At 58.8% G+C, this 16,525-nt stretch carries 16 protein-coding genes; 11 read left to right on the top strand and 5 right to left on the bottom strand.

Going from position 1 to position 16,525, the window contains the following annotated elements:
- Positions 1–92 precede the first annotated feature (92 nt).
- Both DA915_RS24400 and DA915_RS24395 read left to right on the top strand, forming a co-directional pair.
- A complete protein-coding gene (locus tag DA915_RS24400; RefSeq protein WP_060725416.1) occupies positions 93–794 on the top strand; it encodes a phosphatase PAP2 family protein in 702 nt (233 codons plus the stop codon).
- A 31-nt stretch (positions 795–825) separates the two neighbouring features.
- Positions 826–2,079, top strand: coding sequence for an FAD-dependent oxidoreductase (locus DA915_RS24395; protein WP_192886653.1), 1,254 nt, complete (start codon positions 826–828; stop codon positions 2,077–2,079).
- 6 nt (positions 2,080–2,085) lie between these two features.
- Here the strand turns inward: DA915_RS24395 and DA915_RS24390 are convergent, their stop codons facing one another.
- Genes DA915_RS24390 through DA915_RS24375 form a run of 4 tightly spaced genes read right to left on the bottom strand, consistent with a single transcriptional unit; the run spans position 2,086 to position 5,983 of the window.
- Positions 2,086–3,012: an ROK family protein gene (locus DA915_RS24390; protein ID WP_003504929.1), complete on the bottom strand. Its 927-nt coding sequence runs from the start codon at positions 3,010–3,012 to the stop codon at positions 2,086–2,088.
- Positions 3,013–3,015: 3 nt separating this feature from the next.
- Positions 3,016–4,185 carry an N-acetylglucosamine-6-phosphate deacetylase gene (gene nagA, locus DA915_RS24385; RefSeq protein WP_107677572.1) on the bottom strand — a complete coding sequence of 390 codons (1,170 nt, stop codon included), beginning with the start codon at positions 4,183–4,185 and terminating at the stop codon, positions 3,016–3,018.
- Positions 4,182–5,204: an SIS domain-containing protein gene (locus DA915_RS24380; protein ID WP_087745082.1), complete on the bottom strand. Its 1,023-nt coding sequence runs from the start codon at positions 5,202–5,204 to the stop codon at positions 4,182–4,184. The genes nagA and DA915_RS24380 overlap by 4 nt, the downstream gene beginning before the upstream one ends.
- A 26-nt stretch (positions 5,205–5,230) precedes the next feature.
- A complete protein-coding gene (locus DA915_RS24375; RefSeq protein ID WP_003504923.1) occupies positions 5,231–5,983 on the bottom strand; it encodes a GntR family transcriptional regulator in 753 nt (250 codons plus the stop codon).
- Positions 5,984–6,136: 153 nt separating this feature from the next.
- Here DA915_RS24375 and DA915_RS24370 point away from each other — a divergent pair, with 153 nt between their 5' ends.
- The 6 genes from DA915_RS24370 (at position 6,137) to DA915_RS24345 (ending at position 11,937) form a co-directional block, all read left to right on the top strand.
- Positions 6,137–6,319, top strand: a complete 183-nt coding sequence (locus DA915_RS24370; protein ID WP_035212808.1) for a hypothetical protein — start codon at positions 6,137–6,139, stop codon at positions 6,317–6,319.
- Positions 6,320–6,434: 115 nt separating this feature from the next.
- Positions 6,435–7,616: a Gfo/Idh/MocA family protein gene (locus DA915_RS24365; RefSeq protein WP_020812889.1), complete on the top strand. Its 1,182-nt coding sequence runs from the start codon at positions 6,435–6,437 to the stop codon at positions 7,614–7,616.
- Between the two features lie 11 nt (positions 7,617–7,627).
- Complete coding sequence (locus DA915_RS24360; protein ID WP_020010903.1) at positions 7,628–8,512, top strand: carbohydrate ABC transporter permease; 885 nt, start codon at positions 7,628–7,630, stop codon at positions 8,510–8,512.
- On the top strand, positions 8,509–9,366 hold the full coding sequence (locus DA915_RS24355) for a carbohydrate ABC transporter permease (RefSeq protein WP_107677571.1): 858 nt from the start codon (positions 8,509–8,511) through the stop codon (positions 9,364–9,366). The genes DA915_RS24360 and DA915_RS24355 overlap by 4 nt, the downstream gene beginning before the upstream one ends.
- A gap of 40 nt (positions 9,367–9,406) precedes the next feature.
- Positions 9,407–10,639 carry an ABC transporter substrate-binding protein gene (locus tag DA915_RS24350; protein ID WP_003504912.1) on the top strand — a complete coding sequence of 411 codons (1,233 nt, stop codon included), beginning with the start codon at positions 9,407–9,409 and terminating at the stop codon, positions 10,637–10,639.
- Between the two features lie 185 nt (positions 10,640–10,824).
- A complete protein-coding gene (locus DA915_RS24345; protein ID WP_107677570.1) occupies positions 10,825–11,937 on the top strand; it encodes an ABC transporter ATP-binding protein in 1,113 nt (370 codons plus the stop codon).
- A 152-nt stretch (positions 11,938–12,089) separates the two neighbouring features.
- Here the strand turns inward: DA915_RS24345 and DA915_RS24340 are convergent, their stop codons facing one another.
- On the bottom strand, positions 12,090–12,575 hold the full coding sequence (locus DA915_RS24340) for a hypothetical protein (RefSeq protein ID WP_107677569.1): 486 nt from the start codon (positions 12,573–12,575) through the stop codon (positions 12,090–12,092).
- 243 nt (positions 12,576–12,818) lie between these two features.
- Here DA915_RS24340 and DA915_RS24335 point away from each other — a divergent pair, with 243 nt between their 5' ends.
- The 3 genes from DA915_RS24335 to DA915_RS24325 all read left to right on the top strand — a co-directional run bounded on the left by DA915_RS24335 (position 12,819) and on the right by DA915_RS24325 (position 16,514).
- The gene (locus DA915_RS24335; RefSeq protein WP_003504906.1) at positions 12,819–13,682 is read left to right on the top strand and encodes a MurR/RpiR family transcriptional regulator; all 864 of its coding nucleotides are present in this window, start codon (positions 12,819–12,821) and stop codon (positions 13,680–13,682) included.
- Positions 13,683–13,766: 84 nt separating this feature from the next.
- Positions 13,767–14,549: an SDR family oxidoreductase gene (locus tag DA915_RS24330; RefSeq protein WP_107677568.1), complete on the top strand. Its 783-nt coding sequence runs from the start codon at positions 13,767–13,769 to the stop codon at positions 14,547–14,549.
- A 45-nt stretch (positions 14,550–14,594) separates the two neighbouring features.
- The gene (locus DA915_RS24325; RefSeq protein WP_107677567.1) at positions 14,595–16,514 is read left to right on the top strand and encodes a beta-N-acetylhexosaminidase; all 1,920 of its coding nucleotides are present in this window, start codon (positions 14,595–14,597) and stop codon (positions 16,512–16,514) included.
- Positions 16,515–16,525: the final 11 nt, after the last annotated feature.

The raw sequence follows: 16,525 nt of genomic DNA, 5'->3' as shown, positions 1-16,525 counted from the left end.
TCGCGAAAACCAGCCATAACAAGGACAAAGCCCGGGCTATTGTTTTTGCGGAGGGCAAAGCCATATGCAAGAAAAACAATGAGAGGATATTGATGCGACGTTTCCTGGTTTCCAGCGGGTGGATTTTTGCGGCAAGCCTTGTGCTAGTCCTGGTCTTCATTCCTTTTGATCCGCGTCTTTCCGAAAGTGCGCAGGCCCTGCCGGGTGGGGTGGTTTCCTTTAACCGCGCGATTACCGATTTCGGAACCTTCAGCTGGATGCTCTATTCCACCGGCCTTCTGGCGATATTGGCCTATGTCGCCGCACGGGTTTTAAAGGCACAGACCTACAATGGACGCCTGAGGACGGCATGGCGGCTTCTGGCTTATTTCTTCCTGACGATCGGAACGGCGAGCATTCTCGTCCATACGCTGAAATTCCTGATCGGGCGGGCGCGGCCGGAGCTTTTTCTGGAAATGGGCGCCTACAGCCTCACTCCTTTCACTGGTGACAATCTCTATGAAAGTTTCCCCTCCGGCCATTCGACAGCCGCCGGGGCGTTTTTCGGCGTTTTCGCCATGTTGATGCCGCGCTTCCGCTGGGCGTTTCTTTTGCTTGCCCTTGTCATCGGTGTTTCGCGTGTCATTGTCGGCGCACATTATCCAAGCGATGTCGCCGCCGGGCTGTTGCTCGGCATGTGGACGGCCATGGCCTTCGCCTTTATCTTTGCCCGGTCCGAAATGCTGTTCCGGTTTGATGCGCAGGGCTGGCCGCAGCCCAAAAATGCAAACCTTCCGGCGGCGGATACACGATAGAGACTTTCAGCGGGACATAGGGGGAAGGTTGATGGAAGAGTCGACAAACGCTCCGGAAAATGACGGCAGGTCCGTTCAGCATATCCGCACGTCCGTCGCCGTGGCCGGCGGCGGGCCGGCGGGCATGATGCTTGGCCTGCTGCTCGCGCGCAGCGGTATCGATGTCGTCGTCGTCGAGAAACACGGGGATTTTCTCCGCGATTTTCGTGGTGACACCATCCATCCCTCGACACTTGAATTGATGGAGCAACTCGGTTTTGTCGATGAGTTCCTGAGCCTGCCGCATACGCGTGCGCCAAGGCTGAATGCGGTCATCGGCGGCGAGCGTGTCACGATAGCGGATTTTTCCCGCCTGCCGGTCCGTCACCGCTTCATCGCCTTTATGCCGCAATGGGATTTTCTCAATTTCATTGTCGGCAAGGCGGGGCAATACGAAAATTTCCGATTGCTGATGAATGCGCCGGTGACCGGCCTGATTGAGCGCGGCGGGCATGTTGGTGGTCTCACGGTCAGCACACCGGAAGGCATCATCGAGATCGAAGCCGATCTGGTGGTGGGAGCGGATGGCCGTAACTCCACCGTTCGCGAGGCGGCGGGGCTGGAGGTGCAGCGTTTCGGCATTCCGACCGAAGTACTGTGGTTGCGTCTTTCGAAACAGCCTGGTGATCCAACGGAAACCATGGGGCATGCCGGCTCGCGGCAGGGTTTCGTCATGATCAACCGGGGCGATTACTGGCAATGCGGTTACGTGGTGCGAAAGGGATTTTTCGCGGACATAAAGCTGCAGGGAATTGAAGCCTTCAGGGACAGGGTTGCGGAAATCTGCCCTTTCCCACGCGAAAGGCTGGATGAGCTCAAGAACTGGGATGATGTACATCTCCTGACCGTCCGTATCGACCGGCTGAAGCGCTGGTGGAGACCGGGCCTGATCTGCATTGGTGACGCGGCTCATGCCATGTCGCCTGTCGGTGGCGTTGGCATTAATCTGGCCATTCAGGATGCGGTTGCGGCGGCGAATATATTGGTGCCGGTGCTCGTATCCGGTCGCGCCGTTACCGACGACGATCTTGCCGCAATTGAAAAGCGGCGATCCTTCCCGACCAAGGCCACGCAATTTCTGCAGCGGATGATGCGTATCGGCGGCAAGAAGGGCCGGGCCGAGGCGGAAAAACCGAAAGGACCGCCAGCCTTTGTGCTGGCCATCATGCGGTTTCCGCTTCTTTCCCATCTCACCGGCCGGCTGGTGGGGCTGGGTTTCCGCCGGGAAAAGATCGAGACGGTGTGACGCCGCTCAGGCAGTGCCGGCGGCTTCTTTCTCATATTTCAGCCCGATAACGGCGGAACCGATCAGCCCCGGCTCAATGCGGCAGATGGCGGGCACGACCAGAGGGCGATCGAAGCGTCTGAGAATGCGGCTCCTGACCACCTCGTCCAGAGCCGCGAGAAGCGCCTTCGAATTGGAAAGTCCACCTCCGACCGGCACGATGGTTGCGCCGGTAACGTTGATCACCATCGCCAGAGGCGAGGCGAGAATATCGATGAGGACATCGATGGTTCTCGCGGCCTTCGCATCGCCCGCCTGCCAGGCCGCAATAATGTCCTCGCTGGTCATCTCCTGCCGGTGAAGATGCGAATGCAGTTTTTCCATGCCACGGGCGCTGCCGATTGCGTCGACGCAGCCGGAAAGGCCGCAACCGCATTCGAAACGCGGCAGTGAAACCGGCGGGTTTCCGGCCAATGTCGCGGCCACCGGCCCGTGTCCCCATTCGCCGGCGAAACCGCCGTCGCTGTTGATGAGCTTGCCGTCGATGACAAGGCCACCGCCGACACCCGTTCCGAGGATGACGCCGAAGACCACGCGATGGCCTCGCCCGGAACCGATTTCCGATTCGGCGATAACGAAACAATCCGCATCGTTCGACACGATGACGGGAAGGTGCAGCGCCTTTTCCAGCTCGTCCTTCAATACCCTGCCGTGGATGCTCTGAATATTGGCGACAGTGGCCTTGCCGGTGTCGGCGTCGATGACGCCGGCAATCGACAGCGACACGCAGGCGGGTGTGCCGCCGCTATTATCGATGATGGATTTCAGGCCGGCGGCGAAGTCTTCAAAACTGGTCTTGGGCGTCGGGATGCGCGGCACGGGGCGAATATCGTCGGGAGCGTAGGCAATCGCGCCCTTGATGGTCGTTCCGCCTATATCGAAACAAACGATCATGATTCAGGCTCCGGAACGTGCGGAATCGTGGATTTTTTCTCCTGATATCCATGTCGAATGCATCTGAAGGTCGGGTGTCAGCATGACGAAATCCGCATCGAAACCGGGCAGGAGTTTACCTTTGCGGGAAGCGCCCACCGCCTCGGCGGGATAGGCAGAAGCCATTCTCAAGGCCTCTTCCAGTGGTGTGTCCAGCTTTTCATGCATGAAGCGGACGCAGGAGAGCATATCGATATCCGCCCCCGCCAGCGTGCCGTCTTCAAGCGTCAGCCGGCCGCCGTTGCGATAAACGCGCCTGCCATTCAGTTCAAAACCGTCATCGTCCGTGCCGATGGTGGACATGGCGTCGGTAACGAGGAAAATGCGGCCAGGACTATTCTTGGCGCGAAGCGCTATGCCGATCGCGGCGGGATCGACATGGAAACCGTCGGCGATCAGCCCGCAATCCAGCTTCCCGTTAGAAAGTGCCGCTCCCACCAGCCCCGGCTCGCGGTGGCCGAGCGGGCTCATGGCGTTGAAGAGATGTGTCACCATGGATGCACCGGCCTCGGCATAGGCCGTCGCCACGCTGAGGCCCGCATCGGTATGGCCGAGACTGACGACGATGCCGGCCTTGCGCAGCGCCGTAACCTGCTCCTCGGTTACGTTTTCCGGGGCGATGGTTGTCAGCACGAATGGAAGCTTCGCCTTGCAGCCCGTCAGAATCGCAAGATCGGCCGTTTCCATCTTTCGGATCAGCGCCGGATCATGGGTGCCCTTGCGTGCGACGGAAAGATGCGGCCCTTCGAAATGCAGGCCGAGAAAGCCGGGCACCCCAGCCTTGTGGGCGACGATGCCGGCTTCGGCGGCTCTGGAGGTAATGTCCGGCCGGTCGGTGATGAGTGTGACCATCAGCGCCGTAGTGCCGAATTGTGCATGGGCCGAGCAGATGCGGGCAATGCCTTCCACATCCGGCTCATTGTTGAACATCACGCCGCCGCCGCCATTGACCTGGAGGTCGATGAAGCCCGGCGCAATGAGCAGTCCTTCCGCATCGATAATGTCGGCGTCTGGGGGTACGGACATGCGGTCGGCTATGTCGCCAACACGGCCGTCACCGGTCACCAGCACCTTGCCATCGTGCCACCCGGCGCCATCGAAAATGCGGGCGCCGACAAATGCCTTGCTGCTCATTGGGTTTCCGTCACCTTCTTCAACGCCACGGGCGCATCCGGATTGAAGCCGCGTGCGCGCGACAATTGCTCGATGAAGCCGTAAAACGGCGCGATCAGCAACAGGGCGTCGGTCAGCGGATGATTGGTTTCCACGAAGGGCAGGGGCTTGGCCGGGCTGCCCTTTGTGGAGGTGACGAAAACGCTTGCGCCCTTGCCGGCGAGACCGGCCGCTATATCCGTCACGGAGGTTTCCGCGCGGTCACGCGCGGCAAAGGCGATGATGGGAAATTTCGGCGCGACCAGCGAAACGGGGCCGTGCATGACTTCCGCCGAAGAATAGGCCTCCGCGTGGAGTTCGCAGGTTTCCTTGCATTTCAGGGCGGCTTCCGCGGCAATGGCGAGAGCCGGACCGCGGCCTAGCATATAAAGCGATTCCTCGCCCTTGACTGCTTCGCCGATCTGGCTCCAGTCGAGCGCGATGGCCTTGGCGAAATTCTGCGGCAGGGCGCTGACGGCCTTGGCAAGCAGGCTGTCTTCCGTCCATTCGGCAAGGATCGCGAGGCCGGCGACGATGGAGTTGACGAAAGATTTGGTTGCCGCCACCGCTTTTTCAGGGCCTGCCTGGATGTTGATGGCGTGATTTGCCGCTTCGCCGAGCGGGGAGGGCAGGGTGTTGACGAGCGAGAAGGTAAGCGCGCCACCCCTACGGGCGCTTTCCGCCAGAGCGACGATATCTGGGCTTTTACCGGATTGCGAGACGGCGAAGGCCGCCGCCCGGTCCAGCCGCAGTTTCGTCTGGTAGATCGAGGCGAGCGAGGGGCCGAGCGAAGCGACCGGCAGCCCGGTCTGCAATTCGATCGCATATTTCAGGAAATGCGCGGCGTGGTCGGAGGAACCGCGCGCAATGGTGACGATAACGGCCGGGTCACGGGCCCTCAGGTGAGCGCCGGCTTCCCGGAAGTCGGCATTGGCATTGTCCAGCAGGCGGGCGACTGCATCGGGAATCTCATCGATTTCCTGGCGCATCAGGGTTGTCATCGTTTCATGTCCTTGATCAAGGTTTGTCACTCGGGACCCATCGTCAGTTCGGCGACGAGGTCATAGGCGTCACTGCGGTACAGTGCGCGGGATATTTCCATGAGGCGTCCGCTTTCCAGATAGGCCATTCGCTGAACGGAAAGGGCTGCGGAGCCTGGCGGGACCCCAAGCAGCAATGTTTCCTCATCCGTGAGGTTGCGGGCGGAGATGCGCTGAATGGCGCGCACGGGGCGGATGCCGCTTTTCTCGAGCTCCAGATAAAGCGAGTTTTCAACCAGTTGCGGGTCGGGCAGAATATCGCCTGGCAGGCTCGTGACTTCGAGTGCGATCGGCTGGTCGTTGGCGAGACGCAGACGTGTGAGCCGCGCCACCATGGCGGATTGGGAAAGGCCGAGCGCCATCATCTCGTCGCCGGTCGGGTGGAACAGGCCTCTGTCCAGCCAGCGTGTGCTCGCTGTCATCCCGCGCCGGCGCATGTCCTCGGTAAACGAGGTGAGCTTGGTCAGGGGCTGCTGCATACGGGTGATGGGCTTGACGACAAAAGTGCCCGAGCCGTGCCGGCGGACCAGAAGACCATCGCGGACGAGATCATCCACCGCCTTGCGCACCGTGACGCGGCTGACGCAGGCGCTTTCGGCAATATCGCGCTCCGGCGGCAAGGCGTCGCCATGCTTCAGGCGGCCGCCATTGATGGCGTCTTCAATCGTCTGGCGCAGTTTCAGGTAAAGCGGGCCGCCGCCTGATTGCAGGTCATCCAGATTAAGCGCTGCCCCGTTCATCCATAACCTCTGTCACGATCCATGTGGTCGGCGATATGGCCGGCTCTGGCTATATCATATGCCGCGTAATCAGCAATACCAAAATAAAACCATTGTCGGATTTGTACGATTAATCGGTTATTTTTTCGATGTTTTGCCTGATAATAAGGCTATGTGCTTGATATTTTCGCATTAACCAAAAAAAATTTCCCGATAACGGAAATGCTCTGGACGATTGGCATTTTTTTGGTATTGTTTTGTGCGTTGGTGGCCGGCGGCGATCTGTTTCGCACCTGTCTCGACGAAAAAATCGGTTTCCAGCTGGCGGCAGCGTTAGTGAAATCGAATTTAACTTGACCGTCGTGAAAATTAATTTCATCGTTACGGAAAATTATCGCAGATAACTGGATGGCCAGCACAGAAATGGTCGCTTCTGCGAAAATGAATTACGAATGAACAGGGAACAAAGTTCATGAAGGTGGGAATTATCGGACTCGGATTCCGTCTCGGTTATCTGGGCTACGTTTTTCATGAGATCGACAAGGATTTCGAGATCGTCGGTTATGTCGATCCCGCGCCGGCAGGCCTGCCGGGTCTGCAGGAAAAGGGCATTTCGGCCGGCAAGGCTTACGATAGTCCCGAGGCGCTGATCGCAAACGAAAAATTCGATCTGCTAATGATCGGCTCGCCGAACCATATGCATCTTGAACATATCCGCATCGGGCTTGAGGCCGGCTGCACCATCTTCTCTGAAAAACCCATCGTCGTCAGCATCGAGGAAAGCCTCGAACTCGCCCGGTTGCTCAACAAGCACGGTCACGAGCGGCTGCTCGTTGGTCTGGTCCTGCGTTATTCCCCGCTCTACCGCGATCTGCGCGCCGCGCAGGCTGAAGGCAAGCTGGGTGATGTCGTTTCCATCGAGGCCTCGGAACATATTCCGCCCTATCACGGCGCATTCTTCATGCGCGACTGGCGGCGTTACGAGAATTATTCCGGCTCGTTCATGCTGGAAAAATGCTGCCACGACCTCGATCTCTATAATGGTGTGGTCGGTGCGCGGCCGCGTTTCGTATCGAGTTTCGGCGGGCGCAAGAGCTTCACGCCGGCGAACGCGCCGCAGAATGACGGTATCAACGACATGGAGGTCTACCATCGCAAGCCGAGCGGCTGGATGGGCTCCGAAAAGGTCTTTGACAGCGACGGCGACATCATCGATTACCAGACGGCGATCGTCGAATATGAGAACGGCGCATCGCTTGCCTTCCATACCAATCTCAACGTTCCCGACGATTTCCGCCGCTTCTGCGTGATCGGCGCCAAGGGCATGGCCGAGGGCGATTTTGTTCGCGGCTTCCTGAACGTGCACAATGCCCGGACCAATGAAAAGACCGTTGCCAAGACCTATTCGGCGGCGACCACGCTCTCGCAGCATTATGGTGCGGATGAGCAGATGGCGGAGGACGTCATCGCCCATATCGTCAAGGGTACGCCACTGCCGGTTTCCGCACTCGATGCGATCGAGGCCGGAATTCTGGCGCTTGCCATGGATGAAGCGCGCCATGGCCGTAAAGTGATCGATCTCAAGCCGGTGTGGGAGGAGTATGATCTGGCGCTGCACGGACAGCCGAAATCCCCCGCCGTGAAATCGGCTTGAGGGGCGCGGCGATGGATGCGAAACGCAGCGCGGTCGTCTTCGCCTGGCTTCTTCTTCTGCCGGCGCTTTTATACATCACGGTTATCGTTGCTTATCCGCTCGTCGATACCTTCATCCTGTCCTTCACCGATGCGTCGCTTAGAAAAACGACGAACTGGGTGGGATTCATCAACTACGAGAAGATTTTTAACGCGACCTTTGCCGAGGTCATCACGCGGACCTTTATCTGGACGTTCTTTTCCGTCTCGATAAAGATGATCATCGGCACATTTGGTGCAGTCCTTCTGAATTCGGCCGTTCCCGGCCGGGCGCTGTTTCGCCTTTTGACCATGCCGCCATGGATCGTGCCTATGGCTATCGGCATCTTCATGTGGGGCTGGATGTATAACGGCCAGTTCGGCATGATTTCTGGTGTGCTGCAAAATCTCGGGCTTGTGAATGGGCCTGTTGCTTTCCTTGCTTATGGCAACACCGCCTTCTGGGCGACGATCATCACCGACGTCTGGATCGGCGTGCCGATGGTGACGCTCTATCTGCTGGCGGCCATTCAGGCTATTCCGCAGGATCTCTACGAGGCGGCGTGGACGGACGGCGCCAGCCGCGCTTACCGCTTCCGCCGTATCACGCTGCCGCTGATGCTGCCGGCCATGATTACCATGTCGATGATCTCGTTGATTTCGACCTTCAATTCCTTCGATATCATCTGGATCCTGACGCAGGGCGGCCCGACCGGCCAGACGACCACCATGATCATCGACACCTATAAAACGGCGATTGGTTCCTACAAATACGGTGAGGGTGCGGCGCGCGCCGTGCTGATCTGCATCTTCCTGTCGATCTTCACCTATTTCTACTTCCGCATCACCAGCCGCATCTCGCAGGAGGCCAGCCGATGACCGACAAGAATGCGATGATCAACCGTTACAGGTGGTATGAAATCGTCGGGATCTATTGCGGTATCGCCGTGTTCCTGACCTTCGTGCTGGCGCCCTTCGTGGAAGGATTTCTGGTTTCGCTGAAACCGCTCAGCCTGCTTTTCTCCTCGCCCTACAAGTTCTGGCCGACAAATGGCTCCTTCGAGGCCTACCGCACCATGTGGGTCAGCGTTCCGGGCTTTGCCCGCTACGTCTTCAATTCCTTCTTCATCTCGACGATCTCGACCATTATCGTCCTGCTGCTGGTGGTGCCGGCGTCCTATGCCTTTGCCCGGTTCCAGTTTCGCGGGCGCGGACAATTGCTCGGGGCATTTCTGGCCATCAACATGTTTTCCGGCGCGGTGCTTCTGATCCCGCTTTACCGGCTGATGCGCAATATGGGGGTGCTGAATACCTATCTGGCGATGATCATTCCCGGCGCGGCCTTCCTGATCCCCACCGCCATCTGGCTGTTGCGCACCTATATGCTGCGTATTCCTCGGGAACTGGAAGAGGCGGCCTATGTGGATGGTGCGAGCTATTTCTACACCTTCCGCCGGGTGATCCTGCCGCTGGCGATGCCTGGTATCGCCGTCGTGTCCATCACCACCTTCATCGGCGCTTATGCCCAGCAGTTCATTTTCGCGCTCACCTTCAATTCCAAGACCGAATACATGCCGCTGCCCATCGGCCTGTTCGCCTATTTCGGTCGTCAGGAAGTCGTCTGGAATGAGTTGATGGCGGCCAGCTTCGTCGGCATTGCGCCGGCCATGGTCGTCATCTTCTTCATGCAACGCTATCTCGTCAGCGGGCTTACCGCCGGCGCGGTGAAATAATCAACAATAGGAACGACCACCAGAAAACGGGAGACTAATTATGGCACTGAAACATTACGGATTGGCGCTTTGCGCTTTCGCATTTGCCGGTTCCACTGCCCTTGGCACGGTGGCGGCACACGCCGCCGACAAGGAGATCAGCTGGATCTATTGCGGCGACAAGATGGACCCTATCCATGAAAAATACATCAAGGAATGGGAAGGCAAGAATGCCGGATACAAGGTCGTTCCGGAAGTCGTCGGCTGGGCTCAGTGCCAGGACAAGGCAACCACGCTCGCTGCCGCCGGTACCCCGGTCGCCATGGCCTATGTCGGTTCGCGCACGCTGAAGCAGTTCGCCCAGAACGACCTCATCGTTCCGGTGCCGATGACGGAAGATGAAAAGAAGACCTATTACCCTAATATCGTCGACACGGTCACCTTCGAGGACACACAGTGGGGCGTGCCGGTCGCCTTCTCGACCAAGGCGCTCTATTGGAACAAGGACCTCTTCAAGCAGGCCGGTCTCGATCCGGAAGTTCCGCCGAAGACCTGGGCTGAAGAGATCGCCTTTGCAAAGCAGATCAAGGAAAAGACCGGTGTTGCCGGTTACGGCCTGCCCGCCAAGACCTTCGACAATACCATGCACCAGTTCATGCACTGGGTTTACACCAACAACGGCAAGGTCATCGATGGTGACAAGATCACCGTCGACAGCCCGCAGGTTCTCGCAGCGCTTAAGGCCTACAAGGATATCACGCCCTATTCCGTCGAAGGTCCGACGGCCTATGAGCAGAACGAAATCCGCGCCATCTTCCTTGATGGCAAGGTCGGCATGATCCAGGCCGGATCGGGTGCTGCAACCCGCCTGCAGGAAACCAAGATCAACTGGGGTATCGCAACCCTGCCGCTCGGTCCTGAAGCCAAGGGCCCCGGCACGCTGCTCATCACCGACAGCCTCGCGATCTTCAAGGGAACCGGCGTGGAAGAAAAGGCGACCGAATTCGCCAAATTCATCACCTCGCCCGGCCCGCAGGGCGAATACGAACTGCAGGGCGGCGCTGGCCTCACCCCGCTTCGTCCGTCGCCCAAGGTTGATGAATTCATCGCCAAGGACCCCTTCTGGAAGCCGCTGATCGACGGTATCGCCTATGGCGGTCCCGAGCCGCTCTTCACCGACTACAAGGGCTTCCAGGACACGATGATCGAGATGGTGCAGTCTGTCGTTACCGGCAAGGCAACACCGGAAGATGCCGCAAAGAAGGCCTCTGCCGCTCTCGAGCAGTACAAATAATCCACATTGATACGGTTGCGGGCGCAGGTCGCCCGCAACCTCATAATCCGCCGCGAGAATGCCTGCCGTTATGACGGAAGGGGCGTCTTGTGTTTTTCAACGGTTCCGGTTCGACGCGATTTTTCCGTGTTGCGGAACGTCTCTGAACGCAGCCTGATGTCGGCTGGTGACGGGAGAGGCAAGTTTTGGGTCAGCTTTATCTCAACAACGTCCGCAAGAACTATGGACATTTCGAAGTCATCAAGGGCGTTCAGCTCGACATCAGGGATGGCGAGTTCGTCGTTTTTGTCGGCCCCTCGGGATGTGGCAAATCCACATTGCTGCGCATGATCGCCGGCCTTGAGGATATTTCTGCCGGCGATATCGTCATCAACGGTGTGAAGGTCAATGACTTGCCGCCGGTGAAACGCGGCATCGCCATGGTCTTCCAGTCCTATGCGCTCTATCCGCATATGACTGTTTTCGAAAACATCGCCTTTCCCCTCCGCGTCGAAAAGATGGAAGAGGCCAAGATCAAGGAAAAGGTAGAGGGCGTCGCCAAGATCCTGCAACTCGACCAGCGTCTGCAGCAGCGTCCCGGCATGTTGTCCGGCGGCCAGCGCCAGCGCGTGGCGATCGGCCGCGCCATCGTTCGGGAGCCTAAGATATTCCTGTTCGACGAGCCGCTTTCCAACCTTGATGCGGCACTTCGCGCCGACATGCGTATCGAACTCACCAATCTTCACCGGACGCTGAAGGCGACGATGATCTATGTGACACACGACCAGGTGGAAGCCATGACCATGGCTGACCGCATCGTGGTGCTGAATGGTGGTGAAATCGCCCAGGTTGGCGCGCCGCTCGAGCTTTACCACAAGCCGGCGAACGTGTTTGTCGCCGGTTTCATCGGCAATCCGAAAATGAATTTCCTCAAGGTCACCTGCAAATCCGTCAGCGCCGACGGCGTGACGGTGGAGTATGAGGGCCAGACGATCACCGTGCCGGTGGAGCCGCGCGCCGGTCTTGAAGGCACGCAGCTGACGCTCGGCATTCGCCCGGAACATACCGGTCTCGAAACGGCCGACCTGAATATCAAGGTCGCGCCCAGCGTTATCGAGCGGCTGGGTGTAAATACGATCGCTTATGGCGTCGCGCCCACGGGTGAAAATTATTGCGCGCTTCTTTCCGGTTCCGCGCCGGTTGTTGTCGACGAACTCATCGTCACCGGCATTAAGGCGTCGGACTGCCATCTGTTCGATGAAAGCGGCACAGCGCTGGAACGGCGCGTCGATCTCTCCGTCCTCAAGCTGATACAATAAAGGGCAGGAACCGGGCCATGAAATCTGTCTCCCCATGCCCGGTTTTCTCTGACGAGATCCATTTTCGTCGGTTTTCTTCTTCGTCTTCCAGACGAAAAAATAACGCCGGGCTTTCGGCCCGGCGTTCGAAACTGTCTGCCAAGTCCGTTGGATCAGGGCATAGGATTGGGCATGTAGCCGGTGAAACCGCTGATCTTCCAGCGGCCCTGATGCAGCCGGCAATAATAGAGCGTCTGCCATTTCATGACGTCGAAGCTGCCATCGGCCCTGCGAAGCCCGCCGTCGAACTTCTTGCGGACCAGCGCGGTCTCGCCTTCCACTTCGATTTCTTCCAGCGTGGTGGTCGTGAAGATCGCATCGCGCGGATTCTCTGCGAATTGCTGGGTTTGAAAATCCTGCGCCTGCCGCAGCCATTCGTCGCGATAGGCGGTAAGCGAGGGGAAGGACAGGCGCCAGTTGTCCGGGTTCGCATCGCGGTTGGCGTTGATGCCGAGAAAGCCGTCCTCAACGAAATCATCCGCGACCTTCGACCAGTCGGCAGCGAGGAATGCGTCGATGTCCCGCGTCACCAGCATCTCCCAGATAGAATGGCGGGCGACGTCCGTTGCGGGAAAGGGGTTTTTGAAGGGGTCACGCATGGTTTGGGTCCGTTTTTGAAATTATTTTCAAGATTTGGAGTTTTCTCTGGTGAAGATTGTTGGCATATGCTCATCTATCAATCAACAGAGAAAATAATTTTCAAATCAGAGGTGTCCGTCGTGTCGTCAATGGGACGAAACAGGATCGATTCAGGGGGCTATGCGGTTGACGGGCGCGCTTTATTAGGGTGCATCGGTAACGGAGCCAAGGCTTAAGTTTTGGCGGTACGGAGACCGGTGAACATGGATATTTTCGCAAGGATACAGGAAGACAGGGGGCAGTTCTCGCAATCGGAACGGCGGATCGCCGATATTCTGGTTTCGGACTTCGAATTCGCCGTCAATGCCTCGATCATCGAGCTTGCGGCCCGCGCCGAAGTATCTCCGCCGACGGTGACGCGGTTCTGCCGGCGTCTCGGCTGCCAGAGCTTTTCGGATTTCAAGGTCAGCCTCGCCAAGACGGCCTATGTGGGTATCCGATATCTTACCTCCGAGCCCTCCAGCACCGGCCCTTCCGATGTCGCGGAGGAGGTGCTTGCCAAGGCGCAGGAAGCGCTTTTCCTGCTGCACAGGACGCTCGATCCCGCTCTGGCCGATGAGGCCGCGATCAGGATCGCCAATAGCGGCATGATCTACGCCTTCGGCGCGGGCGGCAATTCCTCGATGATAGCTTCGGAAATCCAGAACCGGCTGTTCCGCCTGGGTCTGCGCGTTTCGACCAGCGCCGATCACAGCATGCAGCTGATGATGACCGCCGCTGCGCGCAAGGAAGACGTCATCATCGGTTCGTCCTTTTCCGGCCGAAACATGGAACTGGTGAAATGTTTCAGGCTGGCGCGGGAAATGGGGGTCACCACCATTGCGCTCACCCAGAGCGACACGCCTGTTGCCGCGGCTGCGGATATGGTGGTGGCCGTGAATGTACCCGAGGGAAACAATATCTTCCGCCCCACCTCATCGCGCTACGCTTATCTAGCCGCCGTCGATGTTCTGGCGACGCTTGCTGCCTATCACCAACGGCAACGGTCGATGGTGACGTTGCGTCATATCAAGCAGCAGCTCGTGGAACATCGTGACCCGGATGACAAGCAATTGCTCGGTGATTGAGGGCGGTATGCCGAAAAACACAGGCTGCTTTGCCTGAGACCTCGCTTTGTGGCGGGTCGTAAAGCTTCAAGGGAGTTGTAGGAGATGAAGGACAGGAAAGACCAGCTCGCCGTCGTTACCGGCGCGGCAGGTGATATTGGTCGGGCAATTGCTGCGGCGCTCGCTGAAAGCCATGCAAAGGTAGTGTTGGTCGATATCGATCCCGACGCTCTTTCGGGCGCGCTATCCCTGCTTTCCGGTCCCCGCTTCGTTGCGAAAACCTGCGATGTCACCGATCCGCAGGACCTTGAGAGGCTGGCCAACGAGGTTGCGGAACTGGGTGATGTCGCGACCCTCGTCAACAATGCGGGTGCCGCAAGGGCGGTCAGCCTGCATGACACGACCGCCGACATATGGCGCAAGGACAATATCCTCAATCTGGAAGCCCCGTTTCTCTGCTTCAGGGCTTTCGAGGAGGCGTTGAAGCGTACCCAGGGGTCGGTGGTCAACATCACCTCCGTCAACGGCATGGCGGTATTCGGCCACCCTGCCTATAGCGCGGCAAAGGCCGGGCTGATCCATCTGACCAAGCTGATCGCCGTCGAATACGGAAAATTCGGCATCCGCTCCAACGCCGTTGCGCCGGGCACCGTGCGCACGCAGGCATGGGAGGCGCGGGCCGCCGTCAATCCTCAGGTCTTCGAGGAGGCGAAGCACTGGTATCCGCTGCAGCGGATCGTGCGACCTGAAGATGTGGCCAATGCGGTTGCTTTCTTGGCCGGCCCGCAGGCCGCCGCCATCAGCGGCGTGTGCTTGCCGGTTGATTGTGGTCTCACGGCGGGGCAGGCGCCGCTTGCCCGGACTTTCTCGCAATCCGAACACTACTGATTAAAACCGTCTCACCGGTTCCAATGCGCAATAAAGGGGAGCATCATGGCGCTCGCACAATATCGTCTTGAAAATTCTTGGCATCCGCTCGCAGAGTCCGCATCCGGCGGCTTTACCTTCACTCTCGTCAATCTTTCCGGCGCACCGCTGAAGGATTTCCGTATCGTTTACACGTCGCTGACGCGGACGGTGGACAAGCCGGTGTGCGGCAATGCCGTTTACCTGCGCCGCAACGCCAATTTCCATGAATTTGCACCGCCGGCGGGCTTCGTGCTGGAGCCCGGCAAATCCTGGCGCTTCACCGTCGATGGCCTGCTGCGGCCCGCAAGGCATCGCACGGATGGCGCGAAATCCGCCTATATCAGCCTTGCCGACGGCACGCATCGCGCTGTCGATGTCGGTGACCTGATGCTGGATGGGCGTCACAGCGAGCCGGCACCGGTGCTGCTTCCTGAAGGCAAGCTCGATCTGCCCTTTTCCATCCAGCCCTGGCCTGCCGAAATCGATGCGGAACCGGGCGAAGGCTTCCCCGTCGCGCTCTTCCCCACGGAAGATGCAGGCGCGGAAGAGGTGCTTGCGGTGGAAATCGTGCTTTCGTTGTTCCGCAGGCTTTTTGCCGTCGGGCACGTGCCCTTCAGCCTCGCGCCGGTTCATGAGGGAAAACCGCTTCGTTTCAAGCAGCATAGCGGTCTGGAAGCCGAAGGCTATCGCATCACCTTTTCGAAAGACGCGGTCGTTGTGGAATATTCGGCCGCTGCCGGTCTGCAATATGGCTTGACGGTTCTGGCGCAGCTGCTGCATGGCGCGCGCATCGATCCCAAGTTCCGTTTCCCTGTTGCCGGCACCATCAGCGATGCGCCGCGTTATAGCTGGCGCGGCTGCCATCTGGATGTCTCGCGGCAATTCTATCCGACTGATGATGTCGTGCGGCTGATCGATATTCTCGCATGGCTGCGCATGAACCGGTTCCACTGGCACCTGACGGATGATGAGGCGTGGCGTCTTGAAATCAAGGCCTATCCGCTGCTGACCACAGTCGGCGCGACACGCGGTCCGGATGCGCCACTTCTGCCGCAGCTCGGTAACGGGGCCGAACCGGTGTCCGGCTATTACACGCAGGATGAGGTGCGCATGGTCGTTGCGCATGCGGCCGCGTTGAATGTCGAAATCGTGCCGGAAGTCGATATTCCAGGCCACAGCACGGCGGCTCTTGTTGCCTATCCGGAACTGACGGATGGGCAGGAGGCACCGGACAGCTATCGCTCTGTGCAGGGATATCCCAACAACGCGCTGAACCCGGCCATTGAGCCGACCTATGAATTCCTCGGCAAGATATTCGACGAGATGGTTGAGCTCTTCCCGTCGCGGCTGATCCATATTGGCGGCGACGAGGTTGCGGATGGGTCCTGGCTCGCCTCGCCTCTTGCCAAGGCGCTGATGGAAAAGGAGGGGCTGGATGGCACCTTCGGCATCCAGTCCTATTTCATGAAACGTATTCAGGGGATGTTGCACGAGCGCGGCCGCCAGCTTGCCGGCTGGGATGAGGTTTCCCATGGCGGCGGCGTCGATCCGGCCGGAACGTTGCTGATGGCATGGCAGAAGCCGGAAGTCGGACTTGAGCTTGCGCGCCAGGGCTACGACGTGGTGATGACGCCGGGTCAGGCCTATTATCTGGACATGGTGCAGGATGAAGCCTGGCAGGAGCCGGGCGCAAGCTGGGCCGGCACCGTTCCGCCTTCGCATACCTATGCCTATGAAGCCGTCGGCGAATTTCCCGAGGAGTTGAAGGAGCGGATGAAGGGCGTTCAGGCCTGCATCTGGTCAGAACACTTCCTCAACCGTGCCTATTTCAACCATCTGGTTTTCCCGAGGCTGCCGGCCATTGCCGAGGCGGCGTGGACACCAAAAGCGCAGAAGGACTGGTTGCGTTTTTCCGCCATCGTCCCCTTGAGCCCGGTTTATTGAGGGGAAACAGA

This window comes from Agrobacterium sp. LAD9 (assembly GCF_003031125.1).
GTDB classification, from domain to species: Bacteria; Pseudomonadota; Alphaproteobacteria; order Rhizobiales; family Rhizobiaceae; genus Agrobacterium; species Agrobacterium radiobacter.
The sequence above is the reverse complement of the archived record's forward strand: the minus strand, read 5'-3'. Positions and strand labels throughout refer to the sequence as shown.